This is a genomic window from Streptomyces sp. GLSS-08 (genome assembly GCF_056387915.1).
This window is the reverse complement of the sequence record NZ_JBWJAQ010000010.1, coordinates 45,236-66,621: the sequence shown is the minus strand read 5'-3', so window position 1 is coordinate 66,621 and position 21,386 is coordinate 45,236. Positions and strand designations below refer to the sequence as shown.

18 protein-coding genes and 1 pseudogene are annotated in these 21,386 nt (G+C 71.3%); 9 read left to right on the top strand and 10 right to left on the bottom strand.

The genetic code is table 11. The features are described 5' to 3' along the window. Nucleotides 1-131 precede the first annotated feature (131 nt). The gene (locus tag AC0ZLC_RS19250) at nucleotides 132-689 is read left to right on the top strand and encodes a TetR/AcrR family transcriptional regulator (RefSeq protein ID WP_476753199.1); all 558 of its coding nucleotides are present in this window, start codon (nucleotides 132-134) and stop codon (nucleotides 687-689) included. An 85-nt stretch (nucleotides 690-774) separates the two neighbouring features. After that, nucleotides 775-1,272 (top strand): MSMEG_6728 family protein, encoded by a 498-nt coding sequence (locus AC0ZLC_RS19245; protein WP_476753198.1) that lies wholly within the window; start codon nucleotides 775-777, stop codon nucleotides 1,270-1,272. Here AC0ZLC_RS19245 and AC0ZLC_RS19240 read toward each other — a convergent pair. After that, nucleotides 1,241-1,579, bottom strand: coding sequence for a DUF3140 domain-containing protein (locus tag AC0ZLC_RS19240; protein WP_476753197.1), 339 nt, complete (start codon nucleotides 1,577-1,579; stop codon nucleotides 1,241-1,243). The genes AC0ZLC_RS19245 and AC0ZLC_RS19240 overlap by 32 nt on opposite strands. After that, nucleotides 1,576-1,803, bottom strand: a complete 228-nt coding sequence (locus AC0ZLC_RS19235; RefSeq protein WP_476753196.1) for a hypervirulence associated TUDOR domain-containing protein — start codon at nucleotides 1,801-1,803, stop codon at nucleotides 1,576-1,578. Before AC0ZLC_RS19235 ends, AC0ZLC_RS19240 begins: the two co-directional genes overlap by 4 nt. A gap of 181 nt (nucleotides 1,804-1,984) precedes the next feature. On the opposite strand from AC0ZLC_RS19235, the gene AC0ZLC_RS19230 reads away from it, so the two are divergent. Continuing rightward, a complete protein-coding gene (locus tag AC0ZLC_RS19230) occupies nucleotides 1,985-3,628 on the top strand; it encodes a GMC oxidoreductase (protein ID WP_476753195.1) in 1,644 nt (547 codons plus the stop codon). A gap of 24 nt (nucleotides 3,629-3,652) precedes the next feature. Here AC0ZLC_RS19230 and AC0ZLC_RS19225 read toward each other — a convergent pair whose 3' ends face one another. The 6 genes from AC0ZLC_RS19225 to AC0ZLC_RS19200 form a co-directional block, all read right to left on the bottom strand. Continuing rightward, nucleotides 3,653-4,132, bottom strand: a complete 480-nt coding sequence (locus AC0ZLC_RS19225) for a carboxymuconolactone decarboxylase family protein (RefSeq protein WP_476753194.1) — start codon at nucleotides 4,130-4,132, stop codon at nucleotides 3,653-3,655. Between the two features lie 2 nt (nucleotides 4,133-4,134). Continuing rightward, nucleotides 4,135-5,211: an NAD(P)H-dependent amine dehydrogenase family protein gene (locus tag AC0ZLC_RS19220; protein ID WP_476753193.1), complete on the bottom strand. Its 1,077-nt coding sequence runs from the start codon at nucleotides 5,209-5,211 to the stop codon at nucleotides 4,135-4,137. A gap of 270 nt (nucleotides 5,212-5,481) precedes the next feature. After that, entirely contained in the window at nucleotides 5,482-6,006 is a 525-nt protein-coding gene (locus AC0ZLC_RS19215) for a hypothetical protein (protein ID WP_476753192.1), read from the bottom strand. Between the two features lies 1 nt (nucleotide 6,007). Further along, on the bottom strand, nucleotides 6,008-6,469 hold the full coding sequence (locus AC0ZLC_RS19210) for a TetR-like C-terminal domain-containing protein (protein ID WP_476753191.1): 462 nt from the start codon (nucleotides 6,467-6,469) through the stop codon (nucleotides 6,008-6,010). Nucleotides 6,470-6,645: 176 nt separating this feature from the next. Further along, on the bottom strand, nucleotides 6,646-7,767 hold the full coding sequence (locus tag AC0ZLC_RS19205; RefSeq protein WP_476753190.1) for a sulfite oxidase: 1,122 nt from the start codon (nucleotides 7,765-7,767) through the stop codon (nucleotides 6,646-6,648). A 200-nt stretch (nucleotides 7,768-7,967) separates the two neighbouring features. Beyond that, the gene (locus tag AC0ZLC_RS19200) at nucleotides 7,968-9,509 is read right to left on the bottom strand and encodes an alpha/beta hydrolase domain-containing protein (protein ID WP_476753189.1); all 1,542 of its coding nucleotides are present in this window, start codon (nucleotides 9,507-9,509) and stop codon (nucleotides 7,968-7,970) included. A gap of 448 nt (nucleotides 9,510-9,957) precedes the next feature. Here AC0ZLC_RS19200 and AC0ZLC_RS19195 point away from each other — a divergent pair, with 448 nt between their 5' ends. From AC0ZLC_RS19195 to AC0ZLC_RS19185, 3 genes and pseudogenes are all read left to right on the top strand, one after another. After that, nucleotides 9,958-10,458, top strand: a complete 501-nt coding sequence (locus tag AC0ZLC_RS19195) for a hypothetical protein (RefSeq protein WP_476753188.1) — start codon at nucleotides 9,958-9,960, stop codon at nucleotides 10,456-10,458. Nucleotides 10,459-10,589: 131 nt separating this feature from the next. Continuing rightward, nucleotides 10,590-10,673 (top strand): annotated as a pseudogene (locus AC0ZLC_RS19190) (hydrophobic protein); the annotation flags it as partial. A 52-nt stretch (nucleotides 10,674-10,725) separates the two neighbouring features. Beyond that, entirely contained in the window at nucleotides 10,726-11,295 is a 570-nt protein-coding gene (locus tag AC0ZLC_RS19185; RefSeq protein WP_476753187.1) for a Dps family protein, read from the top strand. Nucleotides 11,296-11,424: 129 nt separating this feature from the next. Here AC0ZLC_RS19185 and AC0ZLC_RS19180 read toward each other — a convergent pair whose 3' ends face one another. Beyond that, nucleotides 11,425-12,357 carry an anti-sigma factor RsbA family regulatory protein gene (locus AC0ZLC_RS19180; RefSeq protein ID WP_476753186.1) on the bottom strand — a complete coding sequence of 311 codons (933 nt, stop codon included), beginning with the start codon at nucleotides 12,355-12,357 and terminating at the stop codon, nucleotides 11,425-11,427. Continuing rightward, entirely contained in the window at nucleotides 12,357-12,719 is a 363-nt protein-coding gene (locus AC0ZLC_RS19175; RefSeq protein WP_476753389.1) for an STAS domain-containing protein, read from the bottom strand. The genes AC0ZLC_RS19180 and AC0ZLC_RS19175 overlap by 1 nt, the downstream gene beginning before the upstream one ends. A gap of 241 nt (nucleotides 12,720-12,960) precedes the next feature. Between AC0ZLC_RS19175 and AC0ZLC_RS19170 the strand changes: the two genes are divergently transcribed. The 3 genes from AC0ZLC_RS19170 to AC0ZLC_RS19160 all read left to right on the top strand — a co-directional run bounded on the left by AC0ZLC_RS19170 (nucleotide 12,961) and on the right by AC0ZLC_RS19160 (nucleotide 21,159). After that, on the top strand, nucleotides 12,961-13,830 hold the full coding sequence (locus AC0ZLC_RS19170) for an RNA polymerase sigma factor SigF (RefSeq protein WP_476753185.1): 870 nt from the start codon (nucleotides 12,961-12,963) through the stop codon (nucleotides 13,828-13,830). A 428-nt stretch (nucleotides 13,831-14,258) separates the two neighbouring features. Further along, entirely contained in the window at nucleotides 14,259-18,539 is a 4,281-nt protein-coding gene (locus tag AC0ZLC_RS19165) for a HAMP domain-containing protein (protein ID WP_476753184.1), read from the top strand. Between the two features lie 229 nt (nucleotides 18,540-18,768). Further along, nucleotides 18,769-21,159: a SpoIIE family protein phosphatase gene (locus AC0ZLC_RS19160; protein ID WP_476753388.1), complete on the top strand. Its 2,391-nt coding sequence runs from the start codon at nucleotides 18,769-18,771 to the stop codon at nucleotides 21,157-21,159. Nucleotides 21,160-21,386: the final 227 nt, after the last annotated feature.

Genomic DNA, 21,386 nt, shown 5'->3' with positions numbered 1-21,386 from the left:
TGCAGTCCCTTCGGGGGTACCGGCACGACCGGGCGGCCGCACCTCACATTTAGATTACCTCCATAATCTAAAAAGGGAAGGGGAGGCCGTAGGATAGATGTCACTCGGCATCCATTCGTGGGAGGTGGCTCATGGGCCGCGTATCGAAGGACCAGGCACGCGAGAACCGGCAGCGTGTCGTCGCCAGCGCCTCTCGCCTCTTCCGCGAGCAGGGCACCGACGGAGTCAGCGTCGCCGACCTGATGAAGGCGGCGGGCCTGACGCACGGAGGCTTCTACAAGCAGTTCGCCTCCAAGGAGGCCCTGGTCGACGAGGCCACCGCGCACGCCTTCACCTCCCTGGAGGAGCGGCTGGGCGACGCCCTCGGGGCCCACGGCGGCGACCCCGCGGCCGCCCGCGGCGACCTGATCGACTACTACCTCTCCCCCGAGCACCGCGACGATCCGGCCGGCGGCTGCCCGACGGTCGCGCTCGCCGCGGACATGTCCCGCAGCCCACACGACAGCACCGCGCACGAGACCTACACGGAAGGGGTGCGCCGCTTCGCCGCGTGGCTCGCGACCGCGGACGACGACGGCCTCGCGAGACTCAGCACCCTGGTCGGCGCCCTGATGCTCGCGCGCGCCGTCAAGGGCGACCCGCTCTCCGACGAGATCCTGACGGCCGCCCGCACCCAGGTGACGTCCTGACGGCGGGACGTCACCTCGCGAGGGCGGGCCCGCGTCCACCCGAATCGGCCGTCTGGACACGGCACGCGCACGGTACGGATGAGACGTGCAGACCTTTCTTCCCTACCCCGACTTCACCGAGTCCGCCGCGGTCCTGGACCTGCGCCGTCTGGGCAAGCAGCGCGTCGAGGCACTCCAGGTGCTGCGCGGACTGACCGTGCCCGGCTACGGCTGGCGCCACCATCCCGCGGTGCGCATGTGGCACGGCTACGAGGAGGCGCTGGTGCGCTACGGCCTGGAGGTCTGCGGGGTGTGGACGGCCCTCGGCCGGGGCGACACGTGCGCCGCCTCACTGGTCGGCGACCTGTCCGCGCACCGTCCCGGCCTCCCCGTGCGCCCGCAGGACGAACTCGCCGACAACGGGGAACTGCCGCCCTGGCTGGGCGATCCCGCCTTCCACCGCAGCCACCAGTCGGCCCTGGTGCGCAAGGCCCCGGAGTTCTACGCGGCCCGTTTCCCCGGAGTCCCCGACGACCTGCCGTATCTCTGGCCTGCCTCGGACCGGCCCTCGCTCACTTCCCGGGATCGTGGCCCCAGTTCATGAGGGAGTGCCGCCACGGCGTGTCCGTGACGTCCCCCTGCGGCCGCTGCGCGCGGTGCCGGTGGACATAGCCGACCACCTTGCGCATGTGGGCGAGGTCGTCTTCGGTCAGATCGGCCTTCCGGGCCCGCAGCAGCCGGACGATGCGGCGTCCCGAGGCGTGCCCGACGCTCTCGCCGCCGTCCTTCTGCCCGACGCTCCGGGACTCGTCGGTCTCCAGCCACTTCTCCAGCTCGCCGGGCGTCATGTTCACGACCTCGCCGAACGCGGCGAGTGTCTCCTCGCGGTCGCCGTCACCCTGTCCGCTCATGCGCGCTTGCCCCTCTTGCGCAGGGACTCGGGCTTGTGCACGGCCGACCGTCCGGACTTGTCGCTCTCCACCTCGTACTGAGGGTCCTCCGGTGAGGCGTCGACGGTGCGTCCGGCCGCCCCGGTACGCCGGGTGATCTTCTTCGTGACCTTTCCCGGCACGGTCTGCCCGTGGCTGCGCCACGAGACCTCGTCGCCCTCGGAAAGCTTCTTGTCCTTCGCCATGGCCGTCCTCCGCCGATCGGGGCCCCCGCCCTTCCAGCATCGAAGTCCGGACGGCACGGCGCATCCCGGCCACGCGTGGCACCGTCGTCACCGGGCGCAAGTTACCTGAAGGTATGTAGTGACTTAATACGCAACTAACAGTAGAACCTGTTCTCACTCATCAGAGAGTGAGGAACCGCAAATGAACCAGAATCCCTTGCAGGACAACGATCTCAGGGGTGTCTCGCGCCGTAGATTCATCGCTGGAACAGGTTCTATTTTTGGTGCCGTGGCGCTGACGGGCCCCGCCGCTGCGGTCCCGGCACCCACCGCCGCCGCATCCGGTCCCATCACGCCGGGAGCCCATGTCCCCGCGCTGGTGATCGGCACCGGGTACGGCGGTTCCGTCGCCGCCCTGCGGCTCGCCCAGGCAGGCGTCGACGTCCACATGATCGAGATGGGCATGGCCTGGGACACCCCCGGCCCGGACGGCAGGATCTTCGCCAACACCACCAGTCCCGACCACCGCTCCTACTGGTTGCGCACCAGGACCAAGCAGCCCCTCAGCAACTTCCTGGGCTTCCCGATCGACAAGGACGTCCCCCGCTACACCGGGATCCTGGACGCCGAGGAGATGGGCGGCATCATCGTCTACCAGGGCCGCGGCGTGGGCGGCGGCTCGCTGGTCAACGGCGGCATGGCGGTCACACCCCGGCGTGAGAACTTCGGCGCCGTCCTCCCTTCGGTCGACGCCGACGAGATGTACGGCACCTACTACCCCCGCGCCAACGCGGGCCTCGGGGTCGCGACCGTGGACCCGGCCTGGTTCGAGACCGCCGAGTGCTACCAGTACGCACGGGTCGGCCGCAAGCACGCCCAGCGTTCCGGCTTCCCGTTCGTCTTCGTGCCGGACGTGTACGACTGGGCGTACATGGAGCAGGAGGCGGCCGGCACCGTCCCCAGGTCGGCGCTGGCCGGCGAGATCCTCTACGGCAACAACTACGGCAAGAAGTCACTGCAGAAGACGTACCTCGCGCGGGCCAGGGCGACCGGAAAGGTCCACATCTCGGCTCTGCACAAGGTCACTTCGGTCTCCCCCGCGGCCGGCGGCGGCTACACGGTCGTCATCGACCAGCTCGACACCGGCGGCGGCACCACGGCCACCAAGACGGTGACCGCGGACCGGGTGTTCTTCGCGGCCGGCAGCGTGGGCACCAGCAAGCTTCTGGTCAGGCTGAAGGCCACCGGCGCGCTGCCCCGCCTCGACGACGAGATCGGCAAGGGGTGGGGCGACAACGGCAACGTCATGTGCGGGCGCGCCAACCACCTGTGGGACCCCACCGGCAGCCTCCAGTCGAGCATCCCCTGCGCCGGCATCGACAACTGGGCCGCCGGCGGGGCGTTCGCCGAGGTCGCGCCACTGCCCACCGGGATCGAGACCTACGCCTCGTTCTATCTGTCGATCACCAAGAACCCCAACCGGGCCCGGTTCTCGTGGAACGCCGCGTCGGGCAGGGTCGAGCTGAACTGGCAGACCGCCTGGAAGCAGCCGTCCATCGACATGGCCAGGACCATCTTCGACAAGATCAACGCCAAGGAGGGCACGATCTACCGGACCGACCTCTTCGGCACCTACAAGATCTGGGGCGACCACCTCACGTACCACCCGCTCGGCGGCGCGGTGCTCAACCGTGCCACCGACAACTACGGCCGCCTGCACGGGCATCCGGGCCTCTACGTCATCGACGGCGCGCTGATCCCCGGCAACACCAGCGTCAATCCGTTCGTCACCATAACGGCTCTCGCCGAACGGAACATCGAGAAGATCATCGCCACCGATCTGTAGCGGCGGGCCCCGGCCGGGCCCGGCTCAGGGGGCGGGCAGCACGCACACGGAGTCGAGGCCCAGCACGTGGTTGAGCCGGCCGAACGCCAGCCAGGAGCCGATGCTCATGCTCAGCTCCACGATCTCGCGCTGGCTGTAGTGCGCGGTCATCCGGGTCCAGAACTCGTCGTCGAGGCCGTGGTGATCCAGGGCGTACCGCTCGGCGTACTCTGCGGCCAGCCGGGTGCGGTCGTCGAAGGCGTCGGTGGTACGCCACCGGGTGACCGCGTCGGCGAACCCCTCCTCGACCTTCCGGCCCTCGCGTTCCGTGCGCCAGTCCTGGCAGAACAGGCATCCGTTGATCTGCGCGATGCGCAGCCGCGCCGCCTCGAACTCCCGCAGTCCCAGCGTCGTGTGCTCGTACACCGACAGGGAGAAGTTCGCGGCGGCCATGCCGATGCCGGGGACCATCTCGCCCCACACGTATCCGATCGGTTCCTGGCCCTCGGGGATGTCGATCCGCATGGTCATGTCCTTCCGAGTCGGCCGACTGCGGGACGCAGCGGGACGTCGAGCGCGTCGTAGAGCCCTGGATCCGCGTGCGCGAGCCAGTCGATGGCGCCGACGAGACGACCCACCGCGGTGGCGTTCCCGCCGGCGGAGCGGTTCTCGTCCTCGTCGGTGGCTTCGACGGTGACCTCGATCCGGGGGCGGCCCTCGATGATCACGCGGTGTGCGCCGTCGCCGCCGCCGGGCGGCGACGGCCAGTCGGGAGCACACGACGCGTGGATACGGGTGACGTGCTCGATGACGATGCGCGGCTCGCCGCCGACGATGCCCCGCACCTCGAACCGCACCGCACCCTGTGTGCCGGCCTCGAAGACGCCCATCGTGCGGGTGACGACCGTGCTGTCGAGGGCGCGGCGGTCCAACGTCTCGTGCATGTCGTCGAGTTCGGCGCCGAGCGCTCGGGCCATCAGCCGGATCTGCCCGCCCCACACCATGGTGGGTACGGAGGGCGCGAGCATCAGCGGCTCGTAGTCCATCGGCTGGCCCATCCCCACCAGATACCGGACGGACTCCTCCTGCTCGTACGTGGAGTAGTCGAAGATCTCCTGGCAGCGGACGGCGTCGACGACGGTACCGAGTCCGCTGACCAGCAGGGGCAGGACGTCATTGCCCCACCCGGGGTCGACGCCCGAGGCGAACAGTGATCCGCCGCCCTCGGCGACGGCGGCCAGCACCGGGTCCCGGAACTCGGGCGGCGCACCGCGCTGGTCGTAGAGCGGATACAGCGAGGGGGTGACGACCACTGCCCCAGCCCTGATCGCCCGGCTGACGTCGGCGAGGGCGCCGTCCGGCCGAAGGTCGCCGGAGGCCGCGTACACCACCGCCCGCGGGCCGGCGGCCAGCACGGCGGCGATGTCGTCGGTCGCCGCCACCCCCAGGCGTCGGCCCATGCCGGCCAGCTCACCCGCGTCGCGCCCGGCCTTGGCCGGGTCGTGCACGAGGACTGCCGCGAGTTCCAGCGCCGGGTGCGCCTCGACGGCGCGGATGGCCGCGCGGCCGACATTGCCGGTGCCCCATACCACCGTGGGAATCATGCGGCGGAGGGTAGCGAGAGGACCCGAAGGTTCCTAGGCCCGCGTACGGCCGAGATGGTCGACCGATCGTTTCGGAATGCGTCGAGTTGTAGGTCCTGAGCCCGGTGATGTTCGTGGGCAGGATGTCCGGGTGCGTGCTGATCTTGTTCCGTGCCGGACTTCCTGCGGGGCGATGGCCCGGCACGGGCCTGCATCGTCCCCGCGGTGCAGAGCGGGGGCAGGGCACAGGTCACGCCCGAAGTGCACAACAGAGAGCCCGGGTCTCCGCGGTCACCGGCGCGCCGGGCGCTCAGTTCGATCGTGGGTCGCACTCAACAGGGCTCGCCAGCGGGGTAGTTCGGTGAACGGCACGACCAGGCACAGGACAGTCACCGTTGCGGCGATCCACGTCCCCCACAGCGCCCACGCAGACGCTGCCGCCGCCACCAGATGGAGCACGACCAGCAAGATGGTGACGATGCCCGGCACCGCAACGGGCGCGTCTTTGCCGGGCCGGTCGCCCGGGGTGCTGAAGACGGCAGGCGGCCCGATCAGCAGCAGGACGGCGCCGATCGCCAGCAGGATGGAGTGCGACCACAGGGCCCAGGGGGTGCAGACCCAGGCGGTCACCTCGCCGGCGAAGCGCATGCCGCCTCGGACGTAGTCGTGCCCCGGCCGTTGCGTCCTGGTCCTCACGGTGCTTACGGCGGCCTCCTGACCTCGATCGGCCAAAGGCGCCTCGGACAGCGGCTCGGCCGGAGTCTTCCCGTTCACAGGTAACCGTGGGGTGGACGGGGAGGGATCGGTGGCGGCCATGTCATCCTTCGGAGGCGCGATGGGGAGAGTCCGCCTGGAAGCCGGCGATCAGGGTGTCGATGAGGAAGTGGAAACTCCGCGTGACGTCGCGGGGCATCTCGAAGCGGCCGGTGCCTTCGAGGGTGACGAACCCGTGAAGTGCTGAGCGCATGGCCCGTGCGGAGTCGACTACGCGCGCGTCGGGCAGGCCGAAACCGGCGAGGACGTCGAGCAGAACCTGCAACGCCGCTTCGCTGACGCGGCGGTCCTCCTCGTCACCGGCCGCCGGAGCGGGGACGGTGGCGGCGTAGCGGCCGGGATGCTCCAGGGCCCAGCGGCGGTAACTGTCGGCGAACGCCCGGACCGCGTCCGGGCCGGAACGGCCGACGGACTCCCGGGCCAGCCGATGGGCGAATTCGCGCTTGGCCTGGACGGAGATGCCGTGCCGCAGTTCGTGCAGGGAGCCGACGTGCTTGTAGGTCAATCCCGGCAGGGCGCCGGGTGAGGGCGAGGGGGGAAGGTCCAGCTCGGTGAACCGGAGACAGACGCGATCAGGTCGAACTGGCGGAGACAGTCGGGCCGTTGCCGCTGAGCGGCCCACCATTTCGGGCCCGGACACGCACGCTGCCTGATGTCCCGTCAGCGGCGTGCTGACCGTCGTCAGCCGGTGCCCTCGACGCAGAGGACGGGCACCCGCTGGACGATGTTGTTCGCGAACCCGCCGCGGTTCCACGGCTGTCGCAGGGGCTGCGTGCGGCCCTCCGCGTCGGTGGCGCGGGCGCTGAGCACATGGCTGCCCGGAACGGCGGTCCACTCGAAGCGCCAACGGCGCCAGGCCCAGCGATGACCGGTGTCCGGGTCCAGGTCGGCCGCGTACCAGGAGCGGCCCTCGTCGGGGCTCACCTCCACGGAAGTCACCGGAGCGCGACCGGACCAGGCGCGTCCCTCCAGCGGCACGACTCCGGGCCGGACCACCCGCGACCGCGACATGAAGTCCGGGAACCCGGGCGGCACGAGCAGGGCGCGCGGGGCGATACGGGTGACCGGCTCCCCCGCGTCGTGCGCCTCCTGCCTGAGCCGGTAGGCCACCGACTGCTGGAACCCCGTGAAGGGGGTGTCGGCGACCGTGATGTCCCGCAGCCACTTCACATGCGCCATGCCGTACCAGCCCGGCACCACCAGCCGCACCGGATACCCGTGCTGGGGCGGCAGCTCGGCGCCGTTCATCTCGTACGCGACGAGGACCTCCGGGTCGCGTCCACTCGCCACGTCCAGGGGCAGACCACGCTGGTAGTCCTGCTCCACTCCGCGCTCGATCCCGTGGTCGGCGCCGGTGAAGACCACGTCCACCCCGGCCGGGTCGACGCCCGCCTCGGCCAGCAGGAGCCGCAGCGGCACGCCGGTCCACTCCGCGGTGCCCGCCGCCTCGACCAGCCACGGCTGGCTCACGGGCCGGGGGGTCAGCAGGGCCCGGCCGTTGCCCGCGCACTCCATGGTGACCCGCTCGGTGACCGCGGGAAACGACCGCAGGTCCGCCGTCGTGAGCCGGAGCGGGCGGCGGACCAGGCCGCCGACCGTCAGCTCCCACGTGCCTTCCTCCGCGTACGGGATGTCGTAGTGGGTCAGCACGTAGTGCAGGCCCGGCGGAGTGACGTCGTAGCGCAGCGCCTCCAGCGGCAGCCCGTGGTTCCGGGCGGCGAGGGCCAGTTCCTCGTGGCTGATGCCCTCCTCCGGTCCGGCGAGTCGGGCGGGACCGCTGACATCGCTCACGGGTCGGCTCATGCCTGCATTGTCCGCCCGGTGCCCTGCCCGGTCACGCGGGGGGCTGCCCGACCGCGTACACGCGGATGACTGCCGCCCCCGGTTCGGACCGGGCGGGTCCCACGAACACGGTCTCCGCGAGCCGGCGGTGGGCGGGCGCGGCAGGCGACCCGAGGATTGCCCGCTCCCGGGTCGTCCTCCGGTCGCCTGCCCCGGTGGGGTCAGCCCCCGACGGGAGAGTCCTGCGCGGCGGAGACGATCGCGGTCGCGTCCTCCGGCAGCAGGTGCCCGGCCCGTACGGACGCCTGCGCGGCCGCCCGCACCTTGCGCACGTACCCCTCGTGCGTCGGATAGAGCCGGCTGAGCACCGGTTCCGCGCGGGGCGGGAAGGACGGGTCGGACGGGTCGCCCCCGTCGTGCCGGTCCCACGGGTCGGCATCACCGTTCCACGGGTCCCGGGCACCGTACAGACCGCAGAAGAGACCGCTGCCGCTGGTGTCCCGCACGCCGGTGAGGGTGCGGGTCGGCACCGCCACGTCGGGCAGCCTGACGCCGCCGACGGCGAGTCCGGTCGCCGGGTCCCGCAGGTCGGTGTTCAGCTGTGCTCCACTCGCCGGCCTGGGACCGCCCCGCGCCCAGTCGGCCAGCCCGCGCAGCGCCGCGTTCATCGCGTAGTGGCCGGGGCCGTCGTTGAACGGGGCCGACCCGGCGGCGCAGCCCGGCGACGGCGCGGCGGAACCCGCGGACCTGATCACCGTCGGCTGTCCGACGTCGTAGGCCCACTGGTCGCCGTGGGCGGTGCCGGCCACCTCCCAGTGCACGACTCGGTCCGTGTCCGGCTGCCGTGCCGCCGAGGCACCCGGCACGTCGGTCTCCGTGAGCACGACGAACGTCGGGACCGGCAGGTCGGTCCGGATGCGGGACGGGTACGGCATCTGCAGCACGTCGCCCCGGTCGCCGCTGATCGGGGCGGCGATGGCGCTGTTGCTGTGCACCATGAGCCCGTCGTAGACACCCGCGACCGGCTGGACCGCGTTGGCGTACGTCGTCATGAAGCCGGCCGACTGCGACTCGCCGTCCGCGAGCAGCGTCCTGATCTCGAGGCCGCCGAGCGGATCGGGACCGTCCGGGGTGCGCAGCGCCTGCCCCGCCTGGGAGAAGATGTCGTAGGCGAACGCGTCGCCGGGGTGGACCAGAGTGCCGTAGCGGTCGGGGTCCCAGCCCCTGAGTCCGTGGATCGCGCCGGAACCGCCGTTGACGCCGACCGCCTGGGCCGAGACGCCCACCCAGGCGTAGCCCCTGCGCAGCAGTTCCTCCCGCGCGAACCAGTAGTCCGGTGAGAGTTCGATCTGACCGCTGACGTTGAGCCATTCCACGACCACGGTGCCGTTGAACCTCGCCGCGTCGACGGGCCGGCGCACGAGGAGCCGGCTCTTGTACGCGGCACGGCCTGCCTCACGTACGTTCCACCGGCCGTCCGAGCCCCAGGTCCCGGACTTCGTGTACGACGTGGCGGTGCCCGCGGTGAAGTATTCGCTCTCGGTGTAGCCGTACGAGCCGAGGTCCTCCGCCGCGGCGAGGAACGGGAAGCCGTGGCTGCCGGCGGGCGGGACGGTGACGACGGGGTTCGCGGCCTCGGCGCGCGCGGGTGTGGGCCTGGATGCCGCCTGGGCGGGCGACGGGCCGAGGAGCGTGGCGACGATCAGCGCTCCCAGCGTCGTGACGGTGGTCCACCGTCGGTGTGACCGGTCGGGACTGTGCATGCGTGCCTCCAACGGACCGTGTCGGACGGGTCGAGAACGCAGCCTCGTCCGCCCGCGCCGACCGGCCATCGGCGAAACCACCGGCGTCGATGCCGTGCCCGGGCCGCCGCTGATCACGACAGTGCGCGGGCGCGCCGGTGCGCGGGCGCGCCGATGCGCCGACGCGCCGATGCGCCGACGCGCCGATGCGCCGACGCGCCGATGCGCCGACGCGCCGATGCGCCGACGCGCCGGTGCGCCGATGCGGCCCTCCCCCGAGCACCTCGGCAGCCCGTACGCGCGTGGCGGCCACCGGCTCGACGCACGGCCCCGGCCGCCGCTGATCGCGGCAGTGCGCCGGTCCCGCCCTCCCCCGAGCGCCTCGGCTGCCCCGCCGCGCGCTGGGCGGCGGGCCGTCGGCCGCGACCCGGCGGCCGGGCCCTCGCCGGTCCCTGGCACACTGCTCGCCATGGCACCGCTCACGCCCGCCCGCGCGCTCGTCCTTCTCACCGGCGGACTGACCTGCCTCCTGACGGCCGCGGGCGGTCTCATCGGCGCCCTCCTCGGCGGTCCGGGTGCCGGCCTCGCCGCGGGACTCGGCTCGGCCGCGGCCGGCGCGGCCGGTTCCTTCCTCGTCCGACGGCGCGTCATGGCGAGCTTCCGCGCGGCGCAGCGGCAGGCCGGCGCCCGCGGTTACGCCGAGGGCCTCGCGCACGGCGTCCTCGTCCAGGTCGCCGCCTACGAAGCCGCGGTGTTCCCGCGCTCGGGTCCGTGGGGCGTCACCCCGGAGGAGCGTGCCGCGCGCCGCACGCTCGCCTACCGGATGGCCGCGGTGGACGAGGTCCCGGAGTCCGTCAGGAAGGCGGCGGCCGACGCGCTCGCCCTCCTCGACCGGGCCGACCGCGCGGGTGTCGAGGAAGCGATGACGGAACTGGCGGCGGCCGTCCGCAAGGAGTATGCGCGTCCCTGAGCCCGCGCTCCTTCGCGTCCGTGCGGGCACCGCCGGAGATGTGAATGCGAGGCACCTTTCACTTCCGCCCCCAAGTCACCTACGTGTAGTCCGAAAGAACCGGGGCACGTGAGGTCTCGAGGTTGATGACAATGGTCCCGCTTCTTCTGTTTCTACTGCTCGCCCTGATCCTTTCCGGGGCGTCCGGCGGCCGGCGGGGACGCTGGTACCGCTGGCAGAAGACGCGGCGCGCCGCACCGTCAACCCGTCCACGAAGGGAGAGAAATGATGTCGACGTCCTCGACCCCGAAGTACACGGTCCCCGGACTCAGCACACAGGACGGCGGAAAGATCATCGACCAGCTGCGTATGCGGCTGCACGCCCTGAACGACCTTTCCCTCACGTTGAAGCACGTGCACTGGAATGTCGTCGGCCCGCATTTCATCGCCGTCCACGAAATGCTCGACCCGCAGGTGGACCGCGTACGTGAAATGGCCGACGACACGGCCGAACGCATCTCCGCCCTCGGCGGAGTGCCGCACGGGACCCCGGGCGCCCTCGTCGCCGAGCGCACCTGGGACGACTACGACGTCGGCCGCGCCGACGCCATCGCCCACCTCGGCGCCCTCGACCTCGTCTACACCGGCATCATCGAGGGCCACCGCTCCACGCTGGCCGAGGTCGCCAAGACCGATCCGGTCACGGAGGACCTTCTCATCGAGCACCTGCGCGCACTGGAACAGTTCCAGTGGTTCGTGCGAGCCCATCTGGAGAGCTCCGGCGGAACGCTCTCGACGGCCGACTCGAAGACGGAGCGCCAGGCGGCGCACGACGCCGAGCAGAGCGGCTCGCGTTAGCGGACACGGAAGATGGCAGGGCCCGGACCCGCGATGGTCCGGGCCTTTTCGTGGTCGTGGGCCCCGGTGCGGTCGGCTCGGGTCGTCAGTCGGCGAGAGCGGGGCCGCCGAGGTGGGACGGGGCCGGGGTCAGCCGCGGGAGATATAGCTGCGTACCGTCGTCCCGGCCGAGCCGGTGTGTACGCGGACGAGGTCGGACAGGTAGTGGACGAGCAGCAGGCCCCGGCCGCCGAGCTGCTGCGGAGGGGCCGGGCGCCGGCCGGCCAGGAGGTCGGTGAGCTGCCCCTCGTCCTGCACCTCGCACACGATCTGCTCGCTCTCGGCCCAGACCCGCACAGTGCCCGCACCGCCTCCGTGCACGACACTGTTGGTCGTCAGTTCTGCCACGACGAGCGCCAGATCCTGCAGCCGCAGCTCGCTCATCCCGCGCTCCCGCGCCGCGGCGAGCGCGAAGTCACGGGTGACCGGCAGCGCCTCCCCGTCGAAGCGAGCCGTCGCCGCTCCCGGCGGGTGGCCGAGTGCTTCGTTGAAGCGGGCGAGCACGCTCTCGACCGCGTAGTCGGTGCTGACCTGCTCCTCGCCCTTGTCGATGACCACGGGGTGTGTGGCGCGGGCGTCGTCGATCACGTCGGCCGGCAGGGCGTCGGCGTCGTAGGGACACAGGATCGTCACGTCCCGGCCACGGAACGCCATGTTGATCAGCGCCTCGTGCTGGACGCAGGCCGGGTACTCCACCGCGGTCCGGCCGGCCCAGATCGGCTCTCCGATGATGCGGACGTGACCGCCGCCGCGGGCGTCGGCGAACGCCCGCAGGACGGACGGGATGATGCGGCCGGGATTCCGTCCGGCCTTCGTCATGTCGACGAAGTGCACGTCGGCGGCGCTCGGTCCGAGCCCGGTCCGGATCAGGTCCAGCTGCCGGGCCGGGGCCGCCACCGCGACGGGCTCCTCGGCCTTCAAGCCGTCCAGCACAAACGGTACTGTCCCCTCCACGTACTCCTGGTCGCCGCGGTAGAAGAGCGCCGGGTGGACGAAGGGCTCGGGTCGGGTGGCCGTACTCATCACGCCGCCACCTCAATCTTCAGAAGGTCTGGCCAGAACATCTGCAATATGCGCTCGAGCTCGGGCGGTGGTTGTTCCAGCACCAGACGCCGCTTCCCCTGCAGGTTCTGCGCGGTGCGCGCCAGCTCGGCGGCACCGGCGACGTCGACGAACGTGATCGCCGACAGCTCCAGGAAGCAGACGTGGCCGGACTGACTCGCGAGCTGTCCCAGCGCTTCTCGCCAGACGGGACGCGTGGGCGGACTGATCTCGCCGACCATCCGTATGCCCGGGCGCTCCGCGAGTGCGTACGAATGGAGGATCGCCCCGCCGCGCTGCCGCGAGTGAGGTGCCTCACCCGAGTCGTCACCGCCGAACCCCATGTCCACCGCCTCACCTGGAGAGGCCAGCGTACTCGGCCGCTCCCACGGCCGGACGACCCCCTGCCCGGCGCCGGGCAGGGCACAGCCGTCAGGGCATTCCCGGACCGGCCGAAGGACCACCGGTGGGTGGCCCGCACCGGTCCTTCTGGTATGCATGTTCCGTCAAATCGGGTGGAGTGATTCTCCTGAACCTGGGCAGGCGGGCTCTGTCATCAGTACTTCGACGATTGAGGTGGACGGCATGGCAGCCGTGACGGCGGTGCAGGCGACGGGCACGGCGAGCGAGGCGGTCGCGGCGGACCTTCCCTTCATCGAGGACCCCTCGCAGGTAAAGCCGAAGGACGCCCGCGACCTCTCGCGCCAGTTCTTCGACCGGCTCGCCGTGCTCGAAGAGGGCACCCGCGACTATCAGTACGTCCGCAACACGCTGATCGAGATGAACCTCTCCCTGGTCCGCTACGCGGCTTCGCGCTTCCGCAGCCGCGGCGACTCCATGGAGGACGTCGTCCAGGTCGGCACGATCGGCCTGATCAAGGCCATCGACCGGTTCGAGCTCACGCGCGAAGTCGAGTTCACCTCCTTCGCCGTCCCCTACATCGTCGGTGAGATCAAGCGCTTCTTCCGGGACACCAGCTGGGCGGTCCACGTACCCCGTCGGCTCCAGGAGGCCCGCGTCGAGCTCGCCAAGGCCAACGAGGAGCTGCAGACCCGGCTGGGCCGCACTCCCACCACGCGCGAGCTGTCCGAGCTGATGTCCCTTCCCGAGGAAGACGTCATCGAGGCCCGCAAGGCCGCCAACGCGTACAGCCCCACGTCCCTCGACGCGGCGCTCGTCAGCAGCGGCGGAGCGGACGGCGAGAGCGTCCTGGCCGACTTCATCGGTGCGGACGACCCGTCCCTCCAGCTGGTGGAGGACTTCAACTCCCTGGCGCCGCTGATCGCCGAACTCGACGACCGGGAGCGGCTGATCGTCCACCTGCGTTTCGTCGAGGAGCGCACCCAGGCCCAGATCGGTGAGGAGCTCGGCATCTCCCAGATGCACGTCTCCCGGCTGATCACCCGCATCCTGAAGCGGCTCCGCACGGGACTGCTGGACCCGGCCGTCGCCTGACACCCGGCCCCGCGAGGACATAAGATCCCGCCGCCCCGGTCATCACCCTCCACCCGGTGAGCCAGGACGGCGGGATCCTTCCGTGTGCCGGGCTGGACTTCCGTCGCCGCCTCGCCCACCGGGGGCGATGACCTGTTCGAAGACGGCGGGTTTCGGGGCGTCCGGGAGGGGGACAGACCAAAGGGATCCGTGTATCCACGCTTCGCGAGGTCATGCCTCCCCCCGGCGACTTTTCCCGGCGTACCGAAAGTCACGCTCCGCCGCTTTGTTCAGCACGTGCCTTGTGGGTTAGCCTGCGGCGTATTTTCTCATTGGCAGATCCGTGATCTGCAGGAATACCGTGTACGGCGTGTGAGACCGTCCGCGGGTGCGGCGTGGTTCCGAGTCCTTCTCCCGGGGACTCTTGGGGAGCGGAACGAGGGGTACGCATGACCGTCACAACGACCGAGCCTTCGAGCCGGACGCCGGGCGAGCAGGAGCTGCGACAGCTGCTGGCCGGACTGACCGCCGTGCGCGACGGCGACTTCGGCACGCGTCTGCCGGACGAGGCCGGAGGTCTTCTCGGCGACATCGCCACCGTCTTCAACGGCATGGTGGACCAGCTGTCGGTGTTCACCTCCGAGGTGACCCGCGTGGCCCGCGAGGTGGGCACCGAGGGCACCCTGGGCGGCCAGGCGGAGGTCCCCGGAGTCTCCGGCACCTGGGCGGATCTGACCGACTCGGTCAACGCCATGGCCGGAAACCTCACGACCCAGGTCCGCGACATCGCCCAGGTCGCCACCGCCGTGGCCAAGGGAGACCTCTCCCAGAAGATCGACGTCCCCGCGCGCGGCGAGATCCTCCAGCTGAAGGAGACCGTCAACACGATGGTCGACCAGCTGTCCGCCTTCGCCGACGAGGTCACCCGCGTCGCGCGCGAGGTCGGCAGCGAAGGGCGCCTCGGGGGCCAGGCGCAGGTGCCGGGCGTCGGCGGTGTCTGGCGCGATCTCACCGACTCCGTGAACCTCATGGCCGGCAATCTGACCGCGCAGGTCCGCAATGTGGCCCAGGTGACCACGGCCGTGGCCAAGGGAGACCTCTCCCAGAAGATCACCGTGGACGCCCGCGGCGAGATCCTGGAGCTGAAGTCGACCATCAACACGATGGTCGACCAGCTGTCCGCCTTCGCCGACGAGGTCACCCGCGTCGCCCGCGAGGTCGGCACCGAGGGGCGCCTCGGCGGCCAGGCCGACGTCAAGGGTGTCAAGGGCACCTGGCGCGACCTCACCGACTCCGTGAACTTCATGGCGGGCAACCTGACCTCGCAGGTCCGTTCCATCGCCCAGGTGGCGACTGCTGTGGCCAAGGGAGACCTCTCCCAGAAGATCACCGTGGACGCCCGCGGCGAGATCCTGGAGCTGAAGGACACCATCAACACGATGGTCGACCAGCTCTCCGCCTTCGCCGACGAGGTCACCCGCGTCGCCCGCGAGGTCGGCACCGCGGGCAATCTGGGCGGGCAGGCCACCGTGCGCGGTGTGTCCGGCACCTGGAAGGACCTCACCGACAACGTCAACGTGATGGCGTCGAACCTGACCGGTCAGGTGCGCTCCATCGCGCAGGTCGCCACCGCCGTGGCCCGCGGCGACCTCTCCCAGAAGATCACGGTGGAGGCCAAGGGCGAGGTCGCGGCGCTGGCGGACGTGATCAACACGATGGTCGACACGCTGTCCGCGTTCGCCGACGAGGTCACCCGCGTGGCCCGCGAGGTGGGCACCGAGGGCCGCCTCGGCGGACAGGCGCACGTGCCGAACGTGGCGGGCACGTGGAAGGACCTCACCGACAACGTCAACTCGATGGCCAACAACCTCACCGGCCAGGTGCGCAACATCGCGCTGGTGACCACCGCCGTGGCCAAGGGCGACCTGTCCAAGAAGATCGACGTCGACGCCCGCGGCGAGATCCTGGAACTGAAGACGACCATCAACACGATGGTCGACCAGCTCTCCGCCTTCGCCGCCGAGGTCACCCGCGTGGCCCGCGAGGTGGGCAGTGAGGGCCGCCTGGGCGGACAGGCCGAGGTCGAGGGCGTCTCGGGCACGTGGAAGCGCCTGACGGAGAACGTCAACGAGCTCGCGGGCAACCTGACCCGTCAGGTGCGGGCCATCGCCGAGGTGGCGAGCGCCGTGGCCGAGGGGGATCTGACCCGCTCGATCACCGTCGAGGCGTCGGGCGAGGTCGCCGAGCTCAAGGACAACATCAACTCCATGGTCGAGTCCCTGCGGGAGACCACGCGGGCGAACCAGGAGCAGGACTGGCTGAAGACCAACCTGGCTCGTATCTCGGGCCTGATGCAGGGCTACCGGGACCTGGACGTGGTCGCCGAGCTGATCATGGACGAGCTCACTCCCCTGGTGTCCGCGCAATACGGCGCCTTCTACCTCGCCGAGGAGACCGCGCGCGGCACGGAGCTGCGGCTCGTCGGCTCGTACGGGTACCCGGACGACGAGGAACGGCCCGCCCGCATCCCCATGGGGCGCTCGCTGGTCGGCCAGGCCGCCCGCAGCCGCCGCGCCATCACGGTGGACCAGCTGCCGCCGGGGTACGTGACCATCTCATCGGGACTCGGCCAGACGGTGCCGACGGCGCTGGTCGTCCTCCCCATCGTGGTCGAGGAGCAGGTGCTCGGCGTCATCGAGCTGGCCTCGGTGGCCCGCTTCACGCCGGTCCACCAGACCTTCCTCGAACAGCTGATGGAGACCATCGGCGTCAACGTCAGCACCATCGTGGCCAACGCTCGCACCGACGAGCTGCTGGGCGAGTCCCAGCGGCTGACCGCGGAGCTGCAGGCCCGCTCGGAGGAGCTGCAGGTCCAGCAGGACGAACTGCAGCGCTCTAACGCGGAGCTGGAGGACAAGGCCTCGCTGCTGGCCACGCAGAACCGCGACATCGAGGCCAAGAACCTCCAGATCGAGCAGGCACGGCAGGAACTCGAGGCCCGCGCGCAGCAGCTGTCGCTGGCGTCGAAGTACAAGTCGGAGTTCCTGGCGAACATGAGCCACGAGCTGCGCACGCCGCTCAACAGCCTGCTCATCCTCGCCCAGCTGCTGGCGCAGAACCCCTCGCGCAACCTCACGCCGAAGCAGGTCGAGTACGCGGGGATCATCCACTCCGCGGGCTCCGACCTGCTGCAGCTGATCAACGACATCCTCGACCTGTCGAAGGTCGAGGCGGGCAAGATGGACGTCACCCCCGAGCGGGTCCCCCTGCGCCAGCTCCTGGAGTACGTCGAGGCCACCTTCCGGCCGATGACCTCGCAGAAGAGCCTGGACTTCACGATCAGCACGGCGGCCGGCGCGCCCGCCGACCTGCTCACCGACGACTCCCGGCTGCGGCAGGTGCTGCGGAACCTGCTGTCGAACGCGGTCAAGTTCACCGAGCAGGGCAGCGTCGAGCTGCGGATCGAACCGGCGTCCGGCGAAGAGGTCCCCAAGGGCGTGCTGCGCGAAGGCACGGTAGTCGCCTTCCGCGTGAAGGACACGGGCATCGGCATCCCGGAGCAGCAGCTCGAGACGATCTTCGGGGCCTTCCAGCAGGCGGACGGCACCACGAGCCGCAAGTACGGCGGCACGGGTCTCGGTCTGTCGATCACGCGGGAGATCGCCCACCTGCTCGGCGGCGCGGTCACCGTGGACAGTACGCCCGGCCAGGGCAGTACCTTCACGCTGTTCCTGCCCGTCGCACGGCCGGACTTCGAGGAGCTGCTGAGCGGCACCCGGCAGCTGGAGTCCGCGCCGGCCGAGCCGGCCGCCGAGGTCGTGTCCGCACGGCGGCCGGCGCCCGGCACGTCGGGGCCGGCACGGCAGAACCGGCGCAGGCTGCTGGTCGTCGAGGAGCGCCCCCGCGGGCTGCTGACCCTCGTCGCCGAGAGCGCGGTCGGCGACGTCACCCGCAGCCGTGACGAGGTGGAGGGGCGTGAGTCGGTCGACGTGATCACCGTCGTGGGCGCGCAGGAGGCGGCGAGCGCGCTGGCCGCCGAGCCGTGCCACTGCGTCGTCCTCGAACTCGGCATGCCGGAGGGCGAGGCGGCCCACTTCCTGCAGGCGGTCGAGGGCGACTCGGCGCTGGCCAGCGTGCCCGTGCTCATCCACAACGGGAACCGGCTGGACCTGGCCCAGGAGAGGGCCCTGCGGTCCCTGTGCGGGGACCGGCCGCTGGAATTCCTCTCCAGCCTGGACGAGCTGCGCGAGCGGATCGCGCTGCACCTCTCCGCGGAGGAACCGGGGGACGTGCTGCCGCTCGTCCGCGGTGCCGAGGAACCGCAGCAGGAGGCCCCGGAGCTGGTCGGCGAGGCGTTCCACGGCGCCACGGTGCTCGTGGTCGACGACGACGCCCGCAACCTCTTCGCGCTCAGTGGGATCCTGGAGCTGCACGGCTTCCAGGTGCTGCACGCGGAGAACGGCAGAAAGGGCATCGAGACGCTGGTCAACCACCCCGACATCGCACTGATCCTGATGGACGTGATGATGCCGGAGATGGACGGATACACGGCCACGGCCGAGATCCGTAAAATGCCCCAGTACGCCGACCTGCCCATCGTGGCGGTCACGGCCAAGGCAATGCCCGGCGACCGGGAGAAGAGCCTCCTGTCGGGCGCCAGCGACTACGTGACCAAGCCGGTCGACACCGATGACCTCATCGCCTGCGTCCGGCGCTGGCTGAGCGTGTGACACGAGGAGGGCCCCGGCCGGTTCGACGAGCCGGCCGGGCGCCGTTCCGCACCCCCTCTCCCCCGCGCCTGCCGGCGTCCCACCGAGGAGCAACCGCACAGTGAGCATTCCTGAGGAGTCCGGCCGGTCCGGCCCCGGCGAACAGCCCGTCGGATCCGACGCTCCCGCCGTACCGTCGGGCGTTCCCGCCCTGCCCGCCGAGGACGCCGACGCCGACCCGGACGCCGTCCTGCCCGCGGAGACCCTGCCGAGCGCGCCGTCCACGTCCCCCGTGGGCCGACTGGCGGCCACCGTGGACCGGCTGCGTCGCGAGGTGCAGGCCGCTCAGGCCGAGGCAGACGGGCGTGCCCTGATCGAGCTCGCCAAGGGCATCCTGGTGGAGCGCCTGGGCTGCGGGCCGGCGCAGGCCGCCCACCAGCTCGCCGAGCTGACCGAACAGGCCAAGGTCCCGATGCTCGAACTGGCCGTCGACGTCATCAACCAGGCGGCACGCGACCGGCTGTCCGAGGTGACCAACACCTTCCTGGCCACGGCGGCGGACCCCGACGGCGCGCAGGACGTCTCCTCGGCCGTGCGGCTGAGGGCGGCCGAGAGCGGTGCGCTGGCCGCCGACGACACCCAGGCGGTCGCCGACTCCCTGTTCCAGCACGCCCTCGCGCCGCTCGGAGCAGCGGCCGTCGCCATCTGGGCGGCCGGTGCCGACGGATCTCTGACGCTGGCGGGCAGCGCCGGTTTCTCCACGGCGGAGGCCGCCCGCTGGCGCTATGTGCCGCCGGCCGTGGCGACGGTGGCGCGTCGTGCCCTGTCGCACCGTACGACGCAGTGGACCGGGTCGCTGGCCGAGGAAGGCCTGCCGACCATCGGGCACGCCCATTTCCCGGGCGGCGGACGGGTCGCCGCCCCCGCCGGCGCGGGCGGGCGCATCCACGGCGTCCTGGAGATCGCCTGGCCCTCGCCCCTGGAGCCGCAGTCCCCCCAGGTCGTCCGCCAGGTCGAGGCCCTGGCTGAGCTGTGCGCCCACACCCTGGAGACCCACCCGGACCTGGCGGAGGGGCGGGAGCCCCGTGTCCCGCGCCTCACGCCGGACGTCTCGGAGCTGGTGGACCTGGTCGACGGGCTGCACGACCCGGCGCTCGTCCTCGTGCCCCACCTCGGCGACGACGGACAGCTCTCGGACTTCCGCATCCGCCATGTGAACAGCCGTTTCCTCGACCCCGCGGGCCGTCCGCGCGGCGTCATCAACGGTGCTCTGCTGCTGGAGGCGTATCCGATGTCCGCCGGGGAGAGCGAGCTCTTCCGGCAGATCGAGCGGGTCTACGCCACGGGTGAGCCGTTCCGCGCCCGCCGGATGGATCTCACGGCTCTGGTCGACCAGCTGCCGCTGGCGGCGGTCGCCGACATCAGCGTCAGCCGGCACGGTGGCAGCGTGCTGCTCATCTGGCGGATCGAGGACGAGACGGCCCGCCTCGCGAGTCTGCTCCAGCACGCCCAGCGGCTCGGCCGGATCGGCGGGTTCGAGGAGAACCTCCTCACCGGTGAGATCACCTGGAACGGCACGCTCTTCGACCTGTACGGCCGCCCCACGACCAGCACTCCGGTGCCGCTGGAGGAACTGCCGGCCCACGCCCACCCGGACGACGCCGTCGCCATCGGCCGTTTCCTGCGGACCCTGCTGCATCACGGCAGGCCCGCCACGGCGGCGTTCCGGCTGCAGCGTCCCGGCGGCGTGACCCGGCACATCCGGGTGGTGGCGGAACCGGTGCTCGGCGTCGACGACCGCCCCCTCGTCCTCCGCGGCGCCTACCAGGACATCTCGGCGCAGCACTGGACGGAGGTCGCCCTGGCGGCCACGCGCGACCAGCTGGCGCACAGCGAGCAGCAGGCCCACGAGCGCGCCCGGCTGACCCTGCAGTTGCAGCACGCGATCATGCCCCCGACCCAGGCTCCCCTGGCGGTGCCGGGGATCCAGGCAGCGGTCCGCTACCGTCCGGCGGAGACGGAGCAGCTGGTGGGCGGCGACTGGTACGACGCCGTGGTGCTGCCCTCCGGGCTGGTCCTCCTGTGTGTCGGCGACGTGGCGGGGCACGGCATAGAGGCGGCGACCAGCATGGTGGTCCTGCGCAACGCGCTGCGCGGCCTCGCCGTGACGGGCGCGGGTCCCGGCCAGCTGCTGTCGTGGCTGAACATCGTGGCGCACCACCTGACGGGCGCGGTCACGGCGACGGCGGTCTGCGGGCTCTACGACCCGGCCAGCCGCAGGCTGCGGTGGGCCAGGGCCGGTCATCTGCCGCCGGTGCTGATCCGCGACACGGACGCGAACCCGCTGCCCCTCCTCAAGGGGATACTGCTCGGCGCCGTGCCGGAGGCCACCTTCGAGGAGGCCGAGGTGCAGCTCGCCGTGGACGACACCCTGCTGATGTACACGGACGGTCTGATCGAGCGGCGGGACCGGTCGGTGGAGGAGTCGCTGACCCAGCTGCTGACCTCGGCGCGCGCGACCGCTCCCTCGCTGGACCACCAGCTGGACAGGCTGCTGACCTACAGCAGGTCCGACACCGATGACGACACCTGCATCGTCGGGCCCCGGGTCTTCGGGTGTGCAGGCCGATCCGAGGGGTAGTCGTGGACGTGCTCCCCACGCCCGGCACCGGTCGGCGTTGGCGCCCCCGCGGGCAGGCGAGTTCCGGCGGACGCGGGTGGAGACACGACCAGTAGTTGCCCTTTGGCAACTATGACGACGGGGCAGCAATGCTACGACGTGTCGGACGCGGGGAAGGGATCAGGGATGGTGCTCCGGTTGAAGCCGACTGCCGGGCCCCTCCGGTTGCGGCCCGGGGGCGTCCCGGC